The organism is Bacillus cereus group sp. BfR-BA-01349, from assembly GCF_022663795.1.
In the GTDB taxonomy this organism is placed as follows: Bacteria; Bacillota; Bacilli; order Bacillales; family Bacillaceae_G; genus Bacillus_A; species Bacillus_A cereus.
In genome coordinates, this window is sequence record NZ_JAKUGE010000007.1 from 80325 (window position 1) to 101515 (window position 21191).

Sequence of the window (21191 nt, forward strand, 5' to 3'; positions counted from 1 at the left end):
TATTGTACCATTTTTTTCTGGAAACAAGAAATACGGTTTCTAATAAATAGAAAAAAACATTTCATACGAATAATGAAATGTTTTTCTTTTTGTCACTTTCTCTTTTTTTCATATAGAGGCTCAACAATTGCCTTTTCAATTATCATATTAAAAATTGAAATACAAATTGCCGCAACAATCGCTACACCAAATCCTGATATATTAAAAGCATCTCCTAATAATGAATCTGCTATTTTTAACGTAATCGCATTAATAACAATTAAGAAGAAGCCGAAAGTTACAACAGTAATTGGTAGCGTAATTAAAATTAAAAATGGCTTTACGAACACATTTAAAACCGCCAATATAATACTCGCAATAATTGCAGTTTGTATATTTGCTACGTAAAATGCATCTGGTGCAATCCCTTTTAAAAGTCCCGATACAGCGATTAACACAACGCTATTTACAAGAAGTGATACAATCCATCTCATTTCGTTACACATCCTTTTAAACATATATATTTCATCATACGCTAATAGATAAGAAACGCAAGTATGATACGAACACTTATATCAACTTATTCTATCTTTCATGCTTGTATACCTACTAACATTTCTTAGTAAAATAAGGGCCGCACCATCTATGTTCATGAGTTTTTACAAAAGTCCAAGTGAACTCTTTATCTACAATATAGATATCACCCTTATACATATCATCCGTCTCACACAATATATCATCCATATGTAACAAACTCGCATCCTTTATTAACAGTACCTCATCACAGTGTTGATAGAAAATGTAGCAATCCTTTTTCACTTCATTATGAAACGCGTTCTTTGCTTCTTTCCCCTCTAAACACTTCTTTTTCTCATAACTAAATATGTGCCAAAGATACCCACATCCATACTTATCTCCATAAAGAAAAATGTCTTCTTTTTCTTCATCACTTAAATGATTTGCAAAGTGATCCTCCCAGAGCTTTCGAAAATATACACCCCAACTTTGAAACTCTCTTACCTTCATATTTTTCTTCCTTAACACCTCTAAAAACTCCATCTTCTCCCCCTATACAATAAAAACCGAGCGTCATTTCCACCCGGTTTTCATAAATAAACTTATTGCGATAACTCTACTTCTTTTATTTTCTCTTTCATTCTTGCTTTATCACGATTTAAAATCTCTTTTAAATATTTACCTGTGTACGAGCGCTCTTCTTTCACTACTTGCTCTGGCGTTCCGGAAGCAACGATTTGTCCACCTTTATCTCCACCCTCTGGTCCAAGGTCAACTATATAATCAGCTGTTTTTATCACATCTAAATTATGTTCAATTACAAGTACTGTCTCACCGCTCTCAACAAGACGTTGCAACACTTCTAGAAGACGTGCAATATCATGCGCATGCAAACCAGTCGTTGGTTCATCTAAAATGTATAACGTACGTCCTGTAGAACGACGATGTAATTCAGAAGCTAATTTCACACGCTGTGCTTCCCCACCAGATAATGTTGTTGCTGGTTGACCTAATTTCATATAACCAAGCCCAACGTCTACAAGCGTTTGAAGTTTACGCTTAATTTTTGGGATATTAGCGAAGAACTCTACTCCATCTTCAATTGTCATCCCTAACACTTCAGAAATATTCTTATCTTTATACTTCACTTCTAACGTTTCGCGGTTATAACGTTTACCATGACAAACTTCACATGGAACGTATACGTCTGGTAAGAAGTGCATTTCGATTTTAATAATTCCATCACCACGGCACGCTTCACAACGGCCACCTTTTACGTTAAAGCTGAAACGTCCTTTTTGATATCCGCGCACTTTCGCTTCATTCGTTTGTGCAAACACATCACGAATATCATCAAATACACCTGTGTACGTCGCTGGATTAGAACGTGGTGTACGACCGATTGGTGATTGGTCAATATCAATTACTTTATCTAAATGTTCAAGACCTTTAATTTCTTTATGCGTACCCGGCTTCGCTTTCGCTTTATATAACTTTTGCGCTAACGATTTATATAGTACTTCATTAATCATCGTACTTTTACCTGATCCAGATACACCTGTTACCGCTACAAACGTACCAAGCGGGAATGACATCTTCGCATTCTTTAAGTTATTCTCTTTTGCGCCGACAATTTCCACTTTCCTTCCGTCACCTTTACGTCTTTCAAGTGGAACAGGAATAAACTCTTTACCGCTTAAATACTTCCCTGTTAATGAATTATCATCTTGCATCACTTCAGCCGGTGTACCTGCTGATACGACTTGTCCACCGTGAATACCTGCACCAGGCCCTATATCAAGTAAATAGTCAGCAGCCATCATCGTATCTTCATCATGTTCAACAACAATTAACGTATTACCTAAATCGCGCATTTCTTGCAATGTACGAATAAGACGATCGTTATCACGCTGGTGTAAACCAATTGAAGGTTCATCAAGAATATAAAGTACGCCAGTTAGACGAGAACCAATTTGCGTCGCTAAACGAATACGCTGCGCCTCACCACCTGATAAAGTTCCTGCGGCACGACTTAACGTTAAATAATCTAAACCAACGTTCACTAAGAACCCAACGCGCTCCTGAATTTCTCTTAAAATTAAATGAGCTATTTTTTGTTGCTTCTCCGTTAGCTCTACATTCGAGAAGAATTCTTGTACTTCTTGAACTGAATACTTCGTTACGTCAGCAATCGTTTTATTGCCAACAAATACAGCTAAGCTCTCAGGCTTTAAGCGTCCACCTTTACACTTCGGACAAGCTTGTTCTGCCATATACTTTTCCATTTGCTCACGAATGTAATCGGAGCTCGTTTCACGATAACGACGTTCAATGTTTGGAATAACACCTTCAAATAAAATCTCATTTTCCTTTACTTGACCAAATTCATTTACATAGCGGAAATAAACCTTCTCTTCCCCGCTTCCGTACAACACTTTATCAAATAAATCTTTCGGTATATTTTTCACAGGCACATCCATATCAACGCCGTAGTGATTACATACAGATTGTAAAAGTTGTGGATAGTATTGTGAACTTGTCGGTTCCCAAGGTGCAATTGCATGTTCATTTAATGATAAATCCCAGTTCGGGATAACAAGCTCTAAATCTACCTCTAGCTTTGAACCAAGTCCATCACAAGAAGGACATGCTCCGAACGGACTGTTGAATGAGAACATACGCGGCTCTAATTCTCCGATTGAAAAACCACAATGCGGACAAGCATGATGTTCACTAAATAGAAGTTCCTCTTCTCCCATTACATCAATTAACACGCGGCCTCCGCCAAGCTTTAATGCACTTTCAAGTGAATCAGCAAGACGGCTTGCGATTCCTTCTTTTACAACAATACGGTCAATTACAACTTCAATGGAATGCTTCTTATTTTTATCTAACGTAATATCTTCAGATACATCAAGCATTTCACCATCAACACGTACACGAACATATCCTTGCTTCTTAATATCTTCAAGTACTTTCACATGTGCACCTTTACGCCCAGACACGATAGGAGCTAACACTTGTAATTTCGTACGTTCAGGATATTCAAGAACACGGTCTACCATCTGCTCTACTGTTTGTGATGTAATTTCAATCCCATGATTTGGACAAATTGGCGTACCAATTCGCGCAAATAATAAACGTAAATAATCATAAATCTCCGTTACCGTTCCGACAGTTGAACGTGGATTACGACTCGTTGTTTTTTGATCGATTGAAATCGCTGGTGACAATCCTTCAATCGTGTCCACATCCGGCTTATCCATTTGTCCTAAAAACTGGCGCGCATACGCAGATAATGATTCTACGTATCTGCGCTGCCCTTCTGCATAAATCGTATCAAATGCTAATGATGATTTCCCCGAACCAGACAATCCCGTTACAACGACAAGCTGATTTCTCGGAATGGTTACATCAATATTTTTTAAGTTATGTGCTCTAGCACCTTTTACAACGATAAAATCCTTGCTCTTACTCACTCTTTTCACCCTTCCGCTTTTAATTCTAATAGTAAATCTCTTAGTTCAGCTGCACGCTCGAAGTCTAACGCTTTTGCTGCTTCTTTCATCTCTGCTTCCATCTTCGCAATTGTCTTTTCGCGCTCTTTTTTCGTCATCTTCTTAGCTGGTGCTGCTTCGTATGTTTCTGTCTCTTCAGCAGCTGTCGTTGCACGGATAACATCACGAACGCCTTTTTGAATCGTTTTCGGCGTAATACCATGCTCTTCATTGTAAGCTTCTTGTATACTACGACGACGCTTCGTTTCTTCAATCGCAATCCCCATAGATTTCGTGATACGATCTGCATACATAATAACGCGGCCGTTTTCATTACGTGCTGCACGACCAATTGTTTGAATTAATGAACGTTCTGAACGCAAAAATCCTTCCTTATCAGCATCTAAAATAGCTACAAGTGATACTTCCGGAATATCTAATCCTTCTCGCAATAAGTTAATACCGACAAGTACATCAAATTTACCGAGGCGAAGATCACGGATAATTTCAATACGTTCTAACGTTTTAATTTCAGAGTGAAGATAGTTAACTTTAATTCCTACATCTTTTAAGTAATCCGTTAAATCCTCTGACATTTTCTTCGTTAAAGTCGTAATTAATACACGTTCATTTTTTGCAATGCGATCTTGAATCTCTCCTAATAAATCGTCAATTTGCCCTTCAATTGGTCGTATATCAATTGGCGGATCTAAGAGTCCTGTTGGACGAATAATTTGTTCTATTACTTCTGGTGACTGCTCTAACTCGTACGGCCCTGGCGTTGCCGAAACGTAAATAACTTGATTCGTTTTCTCTTCAAACTCATCAAACATAAGCGGTCTATTATCTAAAGCCGATGGCAGACGGAATCCATGATCCACAAGCACTTGTTTACGTGCTTGGTCACCGTTATACATCGCTCTTACTTGCGGTACTGATACGTGCGACTCATCCATAACGATTAAGAAATCTTCTGGGAAATAGTCTAATAACGTATATGGCGTTGCACCCGCCGGACGAAGCGTTAAATGACGGGAGTAGTTTTCAATACCTGAACAAAAGCCCATCTCGCGCATCATTTCTAAATCATAACGTGTACGTTGCTCTATACGCTGCGCTTCTAACAACTTACCGTTATCATTTAACTCCTTTAAACGTTCTTCTAATTCTTTTTCGATATTTTCAATAGCGACCTTCATTTTCTCTTCACGTGTAACGAAGTGAGATGCTGGGAAGATTGCTACATGATCACGTTCTGCTAATACTTCACCTGTTAACGCATTTACTTCTCGAATACGATCGATTTCATCACCGAAAAATTCGATTCGAATACAATGCTCATCAAGTGATGCCGGGAAGATTTCAACTACATCTCCGCGCACACGGAATGTACCACGCTTGAAATCAATATCATTACGTCCATACTGTACATCAACAAGTTCACGAAGCAATTGATTGCGGTCTTTTTCCATACCAACTCGAAGCGAAACAACTAGCTCGCGGTATTCTTCTGGAGAACCTAAGCCATATATACACGAAACACTCGCAACGATAATTACATCGTCCCGTTCAAATAATGCAGACGTTGCCGAGTGACGCAATTTATCAATTTCATCATTAATCTGCGCATCTTTTTCAATAAACGTATCTGTTTGCGGCACATATGCTTCTGGCTGATAATAATCGTAGTAACTAACAAAATATTCAACTGCATTATTCGGGAAAAAGTCTTTCAACTCACTATATAACTGCCCTGCTAACGTTTTATTATGAGCCATAACAAGTGTTGGCTTTTGCACTTCTTTAATGACATTTGAAATCGTAAATGTCTTACCCGTTCCTGTCGCTCCAAGCAACACTTGCTTTTTCTTTCCACTATTAATTCCCTCTACAAGCTTCTCTATAGCTACCGGCTGATCACCTTGCGGGGAATACGCTGAGACAATTTCAAATTGACGTTCCAAGAAAATCCGACCTCCTCATAAAAATCTGTATTATTATTTTACCACGAATACCCCCAAAAAACCTAAAAAAACGAACAGATATTCGGTAAAACTTTCGACAATATATACATAGAAAAAGGAAGGAGAGCATACTTCCTTCCTTATCAAACCTTCTCCCACATGAACAGAAAGTAAACAACACACTAATTAAAAACCTAATTCATTTCAAATAGACATATAAAACTAGCTCTTTTTCCTACTGTCATCCTCTCCTATACAAACTATTGGTATACTAAAAAAGCTACTTTCCTCTACGAAAGTAGCTTCTTTTTTCCTTTTTCCTTCTTCGGGAAAAAAACATATGAAAATGAAATAACTGTATCCACTAAGAGTATAATCGCCCAAACTTGGCTAACACGACTTGCTTTTTCATTTAAAACAATCCCCGTTTCTAACCAATTATGCCATTGTTCAAACGGGACAAAACCATACAGAAAGAAAAAGAAAATATGCACAACAACAAATAAAACAAGATGTAATACCCAATTTTTTATTTCCTGCTTTGCATAGGCCATGCCTGTTAATTCTACCTGTTCTTCAATAATAGGCGCCGGTTCATTACGCCATTTCGCAACTGATTTTTGTACAAATATATCAAGCTTCTTTAAATCCTTTTTCCCGTAGAAAACTGCATATAATAAAATGATTACAGTAATAATCTGAAAGTTAGAGAACTTTCCTGTTTGATAATAGTCCACTACCCCTAAAGTTAAAATAAATACTTCATTTACGAGGAGTACAATCCCCATAATAAAACTCGCCCTTTTCAAACGGAATCCGTAGCGAAGTAAAAAGAAACCAATAGCTGATAACCAAAATACAATTTCTGCCCCAATTAAAAAATACCAACGATATTCTGCAAGTATACTCATTTACCCTTCTCCTTTTCATCATATATACGAAAAGCTTCATCCATATATAATAAAAGTTCTTCTTCAATTGGATACATGCTCATTTTCTGTGAATCTTCCTTCGATTTTCTAACTTCCCATAACTTATCTAAAAATGCTTCATCACCATTGGCCATTTCTAAACACTTCTGCATTAATCTCTTCGTTGCCCCTTGTACCTCATCATTTGCAGTTTCTTTACCATCTTTCATAAAAGTGCGAAATTGCTTTAATAAATCTACCCATTCTAAAACATTCGGATCTTCTTCACTCATATTTGGCAAATTATGAAGCAATTTTTGTTCTTCCTTTGAAAATACTTCATTTTGAAATATTTCACGTATACGAGACGACTGTTTCGAAAGCTGAATCAGTTCAAACATAACTTTCCAATCAAGTTCTCCCTCTACATCTACCGAATAAACAACTGCTTGTAAAACACGCTCCATTCGATTAAATTTCTTGTGTTCTTCCTGTACAAACCGAAGTTGTTTTTCAAGCGAATTTTTCAAATCCAGCTCACCTTTTACTAACATATTCGCAGCTTCTTTTAATGAGAATCCCATTTCTTTTAAAAATAAAATTTGTTGCAAACGAATAACGTCATTTTCACTATATAACCGATGTCCGCCCTCTGTTTTTCCGCTCGGCTTTAATAAATCTATTTGATCATAATAACGTAGTGTACGTACTGTAACCCCTGTTTCTCTCGTCAATTCTTGTATTGAAATCACTACCATCACCTCTTCCCCCTCATTATAAAAGATGACGTTACGTAACTTTCAAGCGTTTTGTAAAAAAAATACAAAAAACTGTTTATACAAAGTGTATAAACAGCTTTTATGGGAATAACCCCTTTTGTATGGCGCGCCCACAAAATAAAATAAGTGCCCCAACAACAACACTCGTTGCCGTTTTATGATAATGGGCTAATAATAATAAATAATACGATAAACCTACAGTACCAATCATAATGCAAATGCTTGGCACTGGATTACGAGAAAAATTTTGCATTCCCCAAAGAAGCGCAAATATAGCTGTAGCGACACATAACACCGGTAATCCCATCCCAGTTCCCCTTTTTCTATCTATTATTCTTTGTTGCTAACACGCTCGTTGATGCGATACTAATTAATAAATCAAAACCAATCCTTATATATTTAAACGTTTACTCTAATTGAAATCTCTCAAACCTATCGTTCATTTTCTCTCCCCTTACTCCAGCGTAAATATTTCCTCCACCTTCACTCCAAAATACTTGGCGATTTTTAAAGATAACTCTAGACTCGGATTGTAATGATGGTTTTCAATCGCCACTATCGTCTGCCGCGTCACTTGCATCGCCTTTGCCATTTCAACTTGCGTTATATGATTTTGCTTTCTTAACTCTTTTATTTTATTTTTCACACCCATAGGCTCCACCTTCAAAAGTAAAGATATCTTTACTTAAATTATAAATATTTTCCAGTTACAAGTAAAGATATCTTTACAAATTTTAGAAAAACGTTTCACTGAACACCTACTCTAATAAAGTACAAGAGTAATTCAATTTATATCAGCGCAACTTAAATTATATCGGCGATTTCCCAAATATATCAGCGCAACTCCATTTATATCGGCGATTTTTCAAATATATCGACTTACCGACAAATATTGACATCCGTAGCGCTACTATAATCATAAGAAAAAGCTGTCCCCAAATACCTTCGGGAACAGCTTCTTCCTACTACATAAATCCTAACGCATATACAAGAACGTATCCAAGAACCGATAAGCAAACCGAGCCAATCAGCCCCGCCACGAACGCTTTGCTTCCTAACTTACGGAACGTTTTAAACTCTACATTTAAACCAAGTCCTGCCATCGCCATTGCGATTAGCATATAAGCAATGACAACAATGTATCCCGCAACAACTTCTGGAATAATCCCGAGCGAATGCACTGCACTCATCGCTAAAAATCCGAAAATGAACCATGGAATTGGAAGGTCGCGCCACGATCCTTTTTCCTTGCTTCCTTCACTCTTTCCAAACCATAATCCAATTAAAATTGCTACTGGTACGAGCATTGCAACGCGCGTTAACTTCACGATAACTGCGATGTCTACAGCTTTACTTCCTCCTGGCGCCGCAGCTGCGATAACATGAGCAATTTCATGCAGCGTCGCACCTGAGAATACACCGTAGCCGTACGGCGAGAAGCCAAGCACTGGATATAATAACGTATAAATAAGCGTAAATATCGTACCTAAAATAGCAATAATTGCAGCCCCAACTGCCGTTTCATCATCTTTTGCTTTCACTTGCGGCGCAATTGCCACGACCGCTGCCGCCCCGCAAATTGCTGTACCACATGCTGTTAAAATCCCAAGTTTCTTTTCTACCTTAAATACTTTCGTTAGTCCATATACAACGAAAATCGTAAATGTAATAACAACCGCTGCGATGACCAATACTTTCGGCCCTGCCTTCGCAATATCAACAAGATTTAATCGCATTCCAAGTAAGATGATTCCAAAGCGCAGCAACTTCTTACTCGCAAAGTTCGTCCCTGCAATCGCATCTTGAGGGACTCCAATTGCCGCACGCCAAACCATCCCAATTAGAATAGCAATTACTAATTGTCCCATAATATTTAAAAATGGAAGCTCTGCTAAATATTTCGCGGCAATTGCGATTAATAGCGTAATCCCAATCCCTTGCGAAAATCCAAAACGCTTCTTCTTTTGTATAACAAGTGTTTGTTCCATTTTGAACCACTCCAATAATCGTATTGGAACATGCATGTTCTTTCTACTTACATTATAAGAGAGTTTCTATAATAAGTTTAATACCAATACCAAATCTCTATCATCAGAAATACTTATGATAAGATGATAGAAAAAGAAAGGAGCCTATTATATGAACGTAGACATTTTAAAAATTTTTGTTACTGTCGTTGAACAGAAACACTTCTCCCGTGCAGCAGAATTATTAAACCTTTCACAGCCTGGAGTAAGTATGCATATACGCAACTTAGAAAACGAATTTGGCACTACACTTATTCAACGCTCCCCGAAGCACGTCCAAGTTACGGAAGCAGGAAACATATTATATATACATGCAAAGCAAATGCTCTCTCTTTACGAAGATGCGAAACAAGAAATTAACGAACTACATAACGTTGTAACAGGAACACTTCGCATTGGTGCTAGTTTTACAATTGGCGAATACTTACTTCCAAAAATACTGGCTAACTATGCGAATGAAAATCCACACGTCGAAGTTCATACTTTCATCTCAAATACAGAAGACGTTTTGCAAAGCCTTCGCTCTAATCAAATTGATATCGGCCTAGTGGAAGGACAAGTCGTATACGCCGACGTAGATGTTGAAACATTTATGCAAGATGAAATGAAGCTCGTCGTCCCGCCAAATCATCCATTGCTCCGCACAAATGAAATAAATGAAAGTACACTCCAAGATCAAGTATGGGTATTAAGAGAAAGTGGTTCTGGTACACGCGCTTATAGTGACCGCTTTATTCATCAACACCATTTAAAAATGAAACGATTCTTTACATTCAGTAGTATACAAAGCGTAAAGGAAGCTGTTAGTGCCGGGCTTGGCATCGCTATCCTTTCTGATTGGACTGTACGGAAAGAGCTATTAGCAAAAGAACTATTCCACGTCGAAGTTCCCAATGAACAACTAATCCGTCCATTCTCCATCGTGCGCGGTAAATATTTCATTCCATCTAAAGCCATTCAAGTGTTCTTAAATCATGTACATTCTTTTGCAAAAAAACAGAGTTGACCTTCACATTAGTGTGAAGGTTTACAATACATGTAAAAGGAGTGAAATACATTGCGAATTGGAGAATTATCAAAAGAAACTGGCGTTAGTGAAAGATCACTAAGACATTACGAAGAAAAGGGATTACTCCCTTCTACGCGCCTTGCAAATGGTTACCGTGATTTTGATGAAAGTGCCATCGAAAAAGTGGAGCTTATTCAAATGTACTTACAAATTGGCTTAAATTTAGAAGAGACGGCAAGGATGCTGCGCTGCCTTGAAATTGAACCGCACCTGTACGACAATCCGTGCAGCAGTATCCTTACGCTTTACGAAGATAAACTCAATGAAGTAACAAAGCAAATCTCATTGCTTTCCAACATCCAAACGAATTTGCAAAAACACGTTTCACTCCTAAAACATGCAAAAGAAAAGGGATGATTACATGTTTGTTATACATGGCAGTTCAAGACAAAACGGAAATACAGAAGCTTTAACACATATGATGATAGAGGACATTGAAACAGAACAAATTTATTTGCGTGATCATACCGTCTATCCTATTACAGACCAACGTCATGATGCAGAAGGATTCCAATCCGTAAATGATGACTATGAGCAGTTAACGAAACGCATGCTAGAACCCGACACGATTATCTTTGCTACACCATTATATTGGTACGGAATGAGTGGACATATGAAAAATTTTGTTGATCGCTGGTCACAAAGCTTGCGCGATACATCCCTTCATTTCAAAGAAAAAATGAAAGGCAAAAAAATGTATGTTGTCATCGTTGGCGGGGACAACCCAAAGGTAAAAGCATTACCGCTTATTGCTCAATTCCAATATATCTTTGATTTTGTTGGCTCTTCATTTGAAGGTTATGTTATTGGGAATGCGAATGGACTGGATGAAATTAAAAACGATGCTGAGGCGCTGACAAAAGCACAATTGTATAATGATACATTCAAAAATAGCGAACAGAAATAAGTTTGACAAACCCTTTTGTATGCGCATACAATAAAAGTAATATTATGAAAGGAAGGTACTTTGACCAATGAAGTTCTAATTCTCTTATTTATTTCATCCATCACAAATAGTGAACAAAAAATGATGAAAACTAGCAGGGGATTAGTCTGTCCATTTGTCGATACTTTCTTTCGAAGCGATCATGTAAAAAAGTCGTTTATTTATGTACGATTTTTTACATGCAAGGGCGACGTTTATCCTCTCTAGTAAAACTAGGGAGGTTTTTTTATGACTATATTATTCGCAAGTAATATTGAGAAGAGCTTTGGTGATCGCACACTATTTACGTTACCATCACTGGAAATACAAGCACATGACCGTATAGGAATTGTCGGCGTCAACGGAGCTGGTAAATCTACGTTATTACAAATATTAAGTAAAGAAATAGAAGCTGACAATGGCATAGTAACTCATCATAGTTCTATCAGCATCATTCCTCAGCTTAGTGAGGAACTACCGGAAACCGCTTCCTCTCTCTCAAAAGGAAAATGGAGTATTTCAAATGTTACAGATGCAATGAGCGGCGGTGAGCGAATGCGGCTAAAGATTGCCCATGCTCTCGAACAGGATGCAGGCATTTTATTCGCTGATGAACCAACAAGCCACTTAGATATGGTTGGTACAGAGCAATTAGAAAAGGCACTCTTATCTTATAAAGGGGCTCTTGTTTTAATATCACATGATCGTGAATTTCTAGATAATATATGTACTAAAATTATTGAAATTGAAGACGGTACGATTCAAGAGTATAAAGGGAATTATTCCAACTATCGAAAACAAAAAGAACGTGAACGAATACAAAAACAAGCAGAGTATGAGCAATATGTACAAGAAAAAAATCGTTTAGAGCAGTCCATTTTACAAAGAAAGCAACGTGCTTCTAACATGACAAAAATCCCAAAACGGTTCAGCTCATCTGAATCTAAACTGTATAAATTAAGTGGGGCTCACGGCCAAGAACAGGTTAGCAAAGCAGCAAAAGCATTAGAAACACGCCTCGAAAAATTAGAAAAGAAAGAAAAGCCGAAAGATTTTTCTCAAGCTCAGTTTGACGTACAATACCATACACCGATTCATAGTAAAGTGGCAGTACAGTTTAATAAAGCAACAAAGAAAATAGGTGACCGCACACTATTTAAAAATATGAATGGAACGATTGCTCCTGGTGCAAAGCTTGCTGTTTTAGGGGCAAACGGAAGCGGCAAAACAACTTTGTTCAACATGCTTCTCGCAAACGAGCGTGGCATTCAGCTTTCGAAAAGTTGTAAAATTGGATACTTCGAACAAACACTATCTATTTTAAAAACAAATAAAACCATTTTAGAAAACGTTCTAGAAGAAACAAACTATACAGAATCGTTCGTTCGCACAATACTGGCAAGGCTCCTATTCCGCCGTGAAGACGTTCATAAGCCTGTACACGTTCTAAGCGGCGGCGAGCGGATGAAGGTTGCGCTCGCAAAAATATTTTTAGGAAACTATAATATGCTTCTGCTTGATGAACCGACAAACTATCTAGATTTAGCAACGCAAGAAGAATTAGAAAGCATGTTACAAGAATACCCTGGTACAATACTTTTCATTAGCCATGACCGTGCTTTTATTCGCTCTGTTGCAGACCATATTATACAAGTAGATGAGAGTGAGCCAACAGTATTCCACGGTAATTACGAGCATTACACAAAAAGAACAACCGGGGATTCTGTAAACGTTACTGAACAAGAATTATTACGATTACAAACAAAATTAACAGAAATCATCGGCCGAATTTCCATACCAAATCAGCACGATGACATCACATCTCTCGAACAAGAATACGCAAAATTATTAACTCAAATTCAAAAATGTAAAGAAGCGCTCTGATGTCTTCCCTATATATCGACGGGGCCTTCCACATTTCCCAAGAAATATTGAAACTTCGACATACAAAGTAAAAAGCCGTGCATCAGCACGGCTTTTTACTTTAAATACGGACAGCAGTCCCGCTCACCGCAACCATTAACATACCTTCGCGAACTACTTCGTAATCCACGTCAATACCAACAATTGCATTTGCATTTTTTTGTCTTGCGAAAGTTTTCATCTCTTCCATTGCGATGTCGCGCGCTTCTTTTAATTTACTTTCATAAGCGCCAGCACGACCGCCGACAACGTCACGAACAGAAGCGAAAAGGTCACGAACGATATTCGCGCCCATAATCGCTTCTCCATTGACAATATCAATATACTCAATAATTTCTTTTCCTTGAATTGTAGACGTTGTTGTTACAATCATACTTTATAGCCTCCCATATGAGATTTTTACCTACTTATGGTGCACTAATTCAGTACAAATTATATTTACGAACTAAACTGAGCTTCGTATAACCTACTGTATCCTCCACCTTGCTCAATTAATTCATTATGTGAACCTTGTTCTGCAATGCCATCTTTATTTACAACGACGATGCGATCTGCATTTTTAATCGTTGCAAGTCTGTGAGCGATAACTAGCGTTGTGCGACCGACAGCTAATTCAGCAAGCGATTTTTGAATCGCAAGTTCTGTCTCTGTATCTAGTGCAGAAGTTGCTTCATCCAATATTAAAATTGGTGGGTTTTTCAAGAACATACGAGCAATAGCTAGACGCTGCTTTTGTCCACCTGAAAGTTTCACGCCGCGCTCACCGATAACAGTATCTAAACCTTCCGGCTGTGAGTAAATTAAATCTTCTAACTGCGCACGTTTTACTGCCTGCCAAATTTCAGGCTCTGATGCCTTTAAATTTCCGTAAGCTATATTTTCACGAATTGTTCCTGAAAATAAGAACACGTCTTGCTGCACAATTCCAATTTGCTTACGAAGTGAAGATAATGTCATATCTTTCGTATCAATCCCATCAATTTGAATTGATCCAGATGATTGCTCATAAAAACGTGGTAATAGGCTACATAACGTCGTTTTCCCAGCTCCTGATGGTCCAACGAACGCAACCGTTTCACCTGCATGTATTTTCAAACTAATGTCATTTAAAATTGGTTCTTTATTTTCATATCCGAACGTAATGTTGTTATATTGAATATCACCATGTACATGTTTAACTTCCATTGCATCTTTAGAGTCTACAATGTCAGGCTCTGTTTCAAGAAGCTCTACATACCTTTTAAAACCAGCGATTCCCTTCGGATAGCTTTCGATTACCGCGTTAATTTTTTCAATTGGGCGGAAGAAAATATTCGTTAATAGAACGAATCCGATAAATCCACCGTACGTTAATTCTCCTTGCAGAACAAACCATGTACCGCATATTAAGACGAAGAGCGTTACGAGCCGCATGAGCATATAACTAATCGATGAATTTAACGCCATAATTTTATACGCCATTAATTTCGTTGTACGGAAACGAGCGTTGTTGACAGCAAATTGCTCTTTCTCAAACTTTTCATTTCCGAATGCTTGTACAACACGAATTCCCCCAACATTGTTCTCAATGCATGCATTAAAATCAGCAACGTCTGAGAATAAACGTCTAAATGTACCTGTCATTTTTTTATTGAAGTAAAGTGCTAACCATAATAGGAATGGAATGACGAAGAACGTTAATAACGCTAACTTCCAGTTAATCATCATCATAAATGAAAATGCCCCAACTAAAGTCATTACGGCGATAAATAAATCTTCCGGTCCATGATGAGCAATTTCCCCAATTTCCATTAAATCGTTTGTAAGGCGGGAAATTAAATGACCTGTTTTATTATTGTCAAAAAATCTGAATGATAGCTTTTGAATATGATCAAATAATTTCTGCCTCATATCTGTTTCAATGTTAACACCAAGCATATGTCCCCAATATGTAACGACATATTGTAAGCCTGCATTTAACATATAAACTGCGAGTAAACCGAAACAAGCCCATAAAATAAGCGTCCAGTTTTGCCCTGGCAATAACTTATCAATAAATTGATTTACGATAAGCGGGAAGCCGAGTTCTAATAATCCTGCGACAACCGCACAAGAAAAGTCGAGTATAAATAAACCTTTATACGGTTTATAGTACGAGAAAAATTTACGCAGCATATCTTACCTCCATTTTCCAAAATTAAAAAGACTCCCTAAATGATAACCATTATCAAATAATTATTCAAGTTATCCGTCTATGAAACTGAAAATAAGCTTTGCGATAGTTGTCGTTTTTTGCTGGAAAGTCGATATATTCGAATAGTCGCCGATATATTTCGAGTTGCGCTGATATATTTGCAAAATCGCCGATATATTTCAAGTTGCGCTGATATATTCGGATAATCGCCGATATAAATTTCATTTACTAACTATCCTCCCCCCAAAAAACAAAAAAGGTACCACCACAAGGTGATACCTTTCCTTCTATTACATCGCTTCCGAATCCCACTCGTGCTCCTGCTCAACGAATACAATACCTAATTCGTGATGCCCACCAGCATATAATGCAGTTTGTGCAAGACGAAGCTCACCATTTGTATCTAATACTTCTAATTTACAAAATGCTCCTGTCGTCTTCGTTTGAAGCGCATCATAAAATTCCTCAGCGCTTTTTGGAATAACTCCATTTACTCTCGTAATAATTTCTCCAGGTAGTAATTTCAGCTCTGCTCCAATTGTATTTGGAATTGTATCTAGTACAACGAGCCCATCATTGCGTGCAGCAAAATATGCTGGTCTTGTTTCATCGGCAATTTTCTCTTGCATCGAGATTGTGAAACGCCCAAGCATTGCGACTCCCATCGCGATAATTGCAAGTACGTGCCACCAATAACTTGCGATTCCTAAAATGAGCACAAGTCCTGCTAATCCATAAACACGTCTTCCTGTAAATAATAAAGCTTCCGTCGGCTCATAACTTTTAATCTTTCTCATAAATCCAATTAAAAATGGAACGAGGAATAGAGAATATGTATTTGAACCTATTGAAACGACAGGCCACCATGAAATAAACTGTGTTACCGCATCACCCGGTACAAGAATAAAAATAGGAACGATCCATAAACGCTTTGATTCGTGTAAACCAATCTTTAATCCACGCTTCCCCTTCCTAATCCTCGGCGTCGAATATCCTACTGCGTTTTTAGAAATCAATAAACCTTCTACAATAAGCATAACGCCTAGTAAAATAGCAAGGGATACAATGGTACTCTCTTCACCTTCTCGAAGCTGTAAGAAGGAAACTGGTAGCTTAGAAGATAATAAAACACATACAATCGCAATGCTAAATGTATAAGCTGCCGATAAATATCGATACATAGCCGTTAATCCAAATAATAACGTCCAAATTAAAATGGCCCATAAGCTTGCTTTAGAAACAACAAGTCCAAGCCCAATCGTAATAATAGATACTACTAATCCGTATCCAATCCCTGCAAATAGAGAGGTTCGCAGTTCAAACCAAATATCATAAACTTTAAAAGAAAAATCTTTTCGTTCTCTTAACATACGTAAGTATCCAACGAAGATACTACTTATTACAAATATATAGACAGCAGGGTGTAAGAAAAAACGTCCAACTGCCCGCATTATTTCAAAAATCCACGCCTCCATGAACTCATTCACCACCATTTATATCATTCTTTCTTTTTATATTATCATAACTAAACAAACGTTTGTTTAACACAAAAAAATACAGGCAGCAAACTGCCTGTATTTCTTCTTATTTTGCCATTAATTTTAATGCTGACTGTAATTGTAGATCATTTTCTCCAGAACGAATTTTTTCGATAATTTTAGTTTGAATCGCTTCAGCTGTCTTTTTATCAAGCTGTCCTGTCGCTTCCATCTCATTTGCATTTTGGAATGCTTTCAGAGCCGATTCTGTCTCTTTACTAAAGTATCCATCTTCACGACCTGGTACATACCCTAAGCTCTTAAGCATTTCTTGAGCATGTTTTACTTGTACATCATTTGAATTGTATGAAAGTGTTTTTTCAATTTGAATTGGTGTCGCATGATAATAATTTGGTTGCTTCACTTCTACTGTTGGCGCGATTCCTTTTTTATGAATCCAGTTCCCATCCGGTGTTAACCATTTAAACATCGTTAATTTAATGTTGCTGCCGTCTTTAAATGGAACAGCTTGCTGGACAGTACCTTTACCAAATGTCTTTTCACCAATTAAATCGTATCCTTCTCCTTCTTTTAGCGCACCCGCTAAAATCTCTGAAGCAGAAGCACTTCCATTATCAATTAATACTGAAATTGGATATGGTTTTCTCTCTTTCAGTTCCGTAGAGAATTTCTTCTTCTCACCATTTCGCTGCTCTACTTGTAGCATCGGCTTTTTATTCGTCATAATTTCCCCTAGTATATCTTCTACACTATTTAAATAGCCACCAGGATTACCACGCACGTCAATAACTAAGCCTTTTATATTTTTCTTCTCTAACTCTTTTAACTGATCCTTAAATTCTTTCGCTGTATTTTCAGCAAAAGAAGTGATTTGCATATAACCGATATCTTTTCCGCTCTCTTGCTTCACAGAACTAAACACTGTAAAGATTGGAATTTTTTCACGCTTAATTTTAAATACGATCGGATCAGTTACTCCCGCACGTTTAATTTCAATTGCGACAGTCGTTCCCTTTTTACCACGAATTTTTAATACTGCTTCTTCACGTGATAAGTCTTTCACACTGTTTCCATCTACAGATAAAATTTGGTCATTCGGTTTAATTCCTATCTTTTCTGCTGGTGAACCTTTAATTGGCGATACGATAATAAGCTTACCGTCCGTCTTGTTCACCTCAGCCCCAATCCCCTCTAATTCGGGATCAAGCGATTCACTAAACTGTTTGGCTGTTTCTTTATCCATATACGTGGAATAAGGGTCCTTCAGCGTAGACAACATACCTTGTATTGCACCTTCAACTAACTTTTCATCTTTCACGTCTTCCACATAACGTGAATCAATTAGTGCATACGCCTCATTAATTTTTGCCAAATTTCCTTGCGCAGTGCTAGCATTCCCACTCGAAATTGTTTGCGTTACTTCTGATGGGGTAACCCCAAATACAGACATGCCTGCAAACATTCCGCCAGCACCAATTAAAAATGCAACAACCATTCCAATAATTGCAACTCTACGTTTCAATGCGGAATTCCCCTTTCCAAAACACACAGGTGGTGTAGCAAAAGGCATCACACAGTGTGTGATGCCTTTACCTATTTCTACTATATGATAAGCTTGTACGAATTATGTTTGCAACTTTTTATACTTTTAAGAAGCGACGAATTGACATTACACTTCCCCACATACCGATTAAAGCACCGATTAACACTAGTAAACCAGCTAATTGGAATACGAACGGACTATATGGTAGAAGCTCGAAAATTGTTCCGCCAAGTTTTTCGTTAAACACACCTTGCAACGAATTATACGTAATTAGAATTAGGCCAATTGGAATAATTGATCCTAATACTCCTAAGAATAATCCCTCTAGCAAGAATGGCCAACGAATAAACCAGTTTGTTGCACCAACAAGTTTCATAATTTCAATTTCTGTACTACGAGCATAAATTGTAATTTTAATTGTATTAGAGATTAAGAACATCGCTGTGAATAAAAGACCAGCAATTAACGCAATCCCAATGTTACGACCAGTTTTTACAGTATCAAATAATCGTTCAACTTGCCCTTTTCCGTACTGAACATTACTAACAAACTGCATTTTTTCAACTTTCTTCGCGATTGTCGCTGTATCGGTTGGTTCTTTTGCTTTTACAATGAATACGTTTTTAAGTGGGTTATCTTGTTCAAATAACTCAAACGTTTTTCCACTATCACCTAAGCTTTTAATTAAACGTTTTAACTCTTCTTCTTTAGAAGAATATTTAATAGAATCTACTTTTGCAATCTTACTCATATCTTCTTCTAATTTCTTTTGATCCGCTTCTTTTGCAGCTGGATCAATGTGTACACGAATCTCTACATCTTGCTCTACTTTCGTCGCAAAATGGTTCATATTCATAATCGCTGTTAAAAAGACACCTACAAGTAATAATGTAACTGTTACTGCACTAACAGAAGCAAATGTCATCCATCCGTTACGTGATAGATTCTTTACACCTTCTCGCAAATGTCGACTAAGGGTCTTAGCCTTCATATCCGTATCCTCCCTCAATCTCATCTCGAACAATTTTTCCGCCTTCAATCGCGATTACACGATGACGGATTGTATTTACGATATCTGCATTATGCGTCGCCATAACGATCGTTGTGCCGCGCTCATTAATGCGAGTAAAAATATTCATAATATCAAGAGCTGTTTCAATATCTAAGTTACCTGTTGGCTCATCGGCAATTACAACCTTTGGTCTATTTACAATTGCTCTTGCAATAGCCACACGTTGTTGCTCCCCACCTGAAAGCTCACTTGGAAGTGCGTCTGCACGATCTTCAAGGCCTACAAGACCTAGAACTTCTGTTACACGCTCACGAATTGCATCCGGTTCTTCTTCAATTACTTCTAAAGCAAACGAAACATTCTCATATACCGTTAATTTAGGCAGCAATTTGAAATCTTGGAAAATTACACCTAATTGACGACGAAAATACGGAACGTCTCTTTCTGCCAATGTTTCGATAGTAAGTCCATTTACATTAATAGATCCTGTAGATGGTTTCTCTTCACGATACATCATTTTAATAAATGTAGATTTCCCGGCTCCACTCGGTCCAACTACGTATACGAATTCACCTTGTTTAATGTTAACTGTAAGACCAGCAATGGCTTTCATACCATTCGGGTACTCCTTATAAACATTCGTCATTTTTATCATTATTTATCACCCAATACTTAATGATTTTTTTCGAAATACTTTTCTGTACATCTGAAAATAAAAGACATCCTTCATTTTCATTTAGTCATCCTTGTTGAAGGTAGTTTACTTATGCTTTCTCATAAGCAATACCACTCTATGTAATATATTTCAGCAAAATTCTACAAACCCCATTGTAACATCAAACGGTTTCCAATTTGGATACATTTTTGTTACAGTTATGTTACATACCAGAAAAAAGGAAAACGAGCTGACTATATTATCAACTCGCCCATTTCACCTTTTTATTTATGTTCAGCTAACCATGCAGATACTTTTTTCGCATCTTCACCTTGAATAAGTCCTGGTGACATTGAACCACGGCCTTTTTTAATAATCTCTTCGATATCTGCAGCGTCGTACTTACCGCCTACTTTTCTTAAATCAGGTCCAGTTGCCCCTGATAAATCTGTTGCGTGACATCCCGCACAACTTCTTTGGAAAATTTGTTCTGCGCTGTCTGTGCTTGCAGACTGTTTCGAAGACTTACTCTCTTCTTTATTTCCGCATGCTCCTAAAGCAAAAACAACCGATGTCCCTAGCGCAATAGCCAACAATTTCTTTTTCACTTCTATCGCTCCCCATTGTTGATATTCTTTTTATTCCTAACACACTCATTTTCATTATAAGCATTATCTTTATATAGAAAAACTAAGGTGTATTTCATATTCCTCAAAAAT

20 protein-coding genes are annotated in these 21191 nt (G+C 37.5%); 4 read left to right on the forward strand and 16 right to left on the reverse strand.

Features of this window, described 5'->3' with window-relative positions; translation table 11 throughout:
- Window positions 1–92: 92 nt before the first annotated feature.
- From MR169_RS06280 to MR169_RS06320, 9 genes are all read right to left on the reverse strand, one after another.
- Window positions 93–473 (reverse strand): phage holin family protein, encoded by a 381-nt coding sequence (locus tag MR169_RS06280; RefSeq protein ID WP_001267308.1) that lies wholly within the window; start codon window positions 471–473, stop codon window positions 93–95.
- Window positions 474–588: 115 nt separating this feature from the next.
- Entirely contained in the window at window positions 589–1038 is a 450-nt protein-coding gene (locus tag MR169_RS06285; protein ID WP_044795020.1) for a DUF4275 family protein, read from the reverse strand.
- A 59-nt stretch (window positions 1039–1097) separates the two neighbouring features.
- Window positions 1098–3974, reverse strand: coding sequence for an excinuclease ABC subunit UvrA (gene uvrA / locus MR169_RS06290; RefSeq protein ID WP_000045583.1), 2877 nt, complete (start codon window positions 3972–3974; stop codon window positions 1098–1100).
- Window positions 3975–3979: 5 nt separating this feature from the next.
- A complete protein-coding gene (uvrB, locus tag MR169_RS06295) occupies window positions 3980–5956 on the reverse strand; it encodes an excinuclease ABC subunit B (RefSeq protein ID WP_061664397.1) in 1977 nt (658 codons plus the stop codon).
- 290 nt (window positions 5957–6246) lie between these two features.
- The gene (locus MR169_RS06300) at window positions 6247–6867 is read right to left on the reverse strand and encodes a hypothetical protein (RefSeq protein ID WP_061664399.1); all 621 of its coding nucleotides are present in this window, start codon (window positions 6865–6867) and stop codon (window positions 6247–6249) included.
- Window positions 6864–7625, reverse strand: a complete 762-nt coding sequence (locus MR169_RS06305) for a MerR family transcriptional regulator (RefSeq protein ID WP_061664400.1) — start codon at window positions 7623–7625, stop codon at window positions 6864–6866. The genes MR169_RS06300 and MR169_RS06305 overlap by 4 nt, the downstream gene beginning before the upstream one ends.
- 100 nt (window positions 7626–7725) lie before the next feature.
- Window positions 7726–7953, reverse strand: a complete 228-nt coding sequence (locus MR169_RS06310; protein WP_000524131.1) for a hypothetical protein — start codon at window positions 7951–7953, stop codon at window positions 7726–7728.
- Between the two features lie 147 nt (window positions 7954–8100).
- Window positions 8101–8298, reverse strand: a complete 198-nt coding sequence (locus MR169_RS06315) for a helix-turn-helix transcriptional regulator (protein ID WP_000538364.1) — start codon at window positions 8296–8298, stop codon at window positions 8101–8103.
- A gap of 313 nt (window positions 8299–8611) precedes the next feature.
- Complete coding sequence (locus tag MR169_RS06320) at window positions 8612–9634, reverse strand: YeiH family protein (RefSeq protein WP_242319129.1); 1023 nt, start codon at window positions 9632–9634, stop codon at window positions 8612–8614.
- Window positions 9635–9785: 151 nt separating this feature from the next.
- On the opposite strand from MR169_RS06320, the gene MR169_RS06325 reads away from it, so the two are divergent.
- The 4 genes from MR169_RS06325 (at window position 9786) to abc-f (ending at window position 13551) form a co-directional block, all read left to right on the forward strand.
- On the forward strand, window positions 9786–10679 hold the full coding sequence (locus tag MR169_RS06325; protein ID WP_001099988.1) for a LysR family transcriptional regulator: 894 nt from the start codon (window positions 9786–9788) through the stop codon (window positions 10677–10679).
- A gap of 51 nt (window positions 10680–10730) precedes the next feature.
- The gene (locus MR169_RS06330; protein ID WP_242319130.1) at window positions 10731–11099 is read left to right on the forward strand and encodes a MerR family transcriptional regulator; all 369 of its coding nucleotides are present in this window, start codon (window positions 10731–10733) and stop codon (window positions 11097–11099) included.
- Between the two features lie 4 nt (window positions 11100–11103).
- Window positions 11104–11649, forward strand: coding sequence for a flavodoxin family protein (locus MR169_RS06335; RefSeq protein ID WP_242319131.1), 546 nt, complete (start codon window positions 11104–11106; stop codon window positions 11647–11649).
- A 267-nt stretch (window positions 11650–11916) separates the two neighbouring features.
- Window positions 11917–13551 (forward strand): ribosomal protection-like ABC-F family protein, encoded by a 1635-nt coding sequence (gene abc-f / locus MR169_RS06340; RefSeq protein ID WP_086424204.1) that lies wholly within the window; start codon window positions 11917–11919, stop codon window positions 13549–13551.
- Window positions 13552–13651: 100 nt separating this feature from the next.
- Here abc-f and MR169_RS06345 read toward each other — a convergent pair whose 3' ends face one another.
- The 7 genes from MR169_RS06345 to cccB all read right to left on the reverse strand — a co-directional run bounded on the left by MR169_RS06345 (window position 13652) and on the right by cccB (window position 21080).
- Window positions 13652–13963, reverse strand: a complete 312-nt coding sequence (locus MR169_RS06345) for a heavy metal-binding domain-containing protein (protein WP_000637523.1) — start codon at window positions 13961–13963, stop codon at window positions 13652–13654.
- Window positions 13964–14028: 65 nt separating this feature from the next.
- Window positions 14029–15744, reverse strand: coding sequence for an ABC transporter ATP-binding protein (locus tag MR169_RS06350; protein WP_000944624.1), 1716 nt, complete (start codon window positions 15742–15744; stop codon window positions 14029–14031).
- A 309-nt stretch (window positions 15745–16053) separates the two neighbouring features.
- Window positions 16054–17238: a PDZ domain-containing protein gene (locus MR169_RS06355; protein WP_140159118.1), complete on the reverse strand. Its 1185-nt coding sequence runs from the start codon at window positions 17236–17238 to the stop codon at window positions 16054–16056.
- A gap of 109 nt (window positions 17239–17347) precedes the next feature.
- A complete protein-coding gene (locus MR169_RS06360) occupies window positions 17348–18784 on the reverse strand; it encodes a S41 family peptidase (protein WP_086424206.1) in 1437 nt (478 codons plus the stop codon).
- A gap of 118 nt (window positions 18785–18902) precedes the next feature.
- Complete coding sequence (ftsX, locus tag MR169_RS06365) at window positions 18903–19796, reverse strand: permease-like cell division protein FtsX (RefSeq protein ID WP_000645025.1); 894 nt, start codon at window positions 19794–19796, stop codon at window positions 18903–18905.
- Complete coding sequence (ftsE, locus tag MR169_RS06370; RefSeq protein WP_000594321.1) at window positions 19786–20472, reverse strand: cell division ATP-binding protein FtsE; 687 nt, start codon at window positions 20470–20472, stop codon at window positions 19786–19788. The genes ftsX and ftsE overlap by 11 nt, the downstream gene beginning before the upstream one ends.
- A gap of 284 nt (window positions 20473–20756) precedes the next feature.
- Entirely contained in the window at window positions 20757–21080 is a 324-nt protein-coding gene (gene cccB, locus MR169_RS06375) for a cytochrome c551 (RefSeq protein WP_000727970.1), read from the reverse strand.
- Between the last annotated feature and the right edge of the window lie 111 nt (window positions 21081–21191).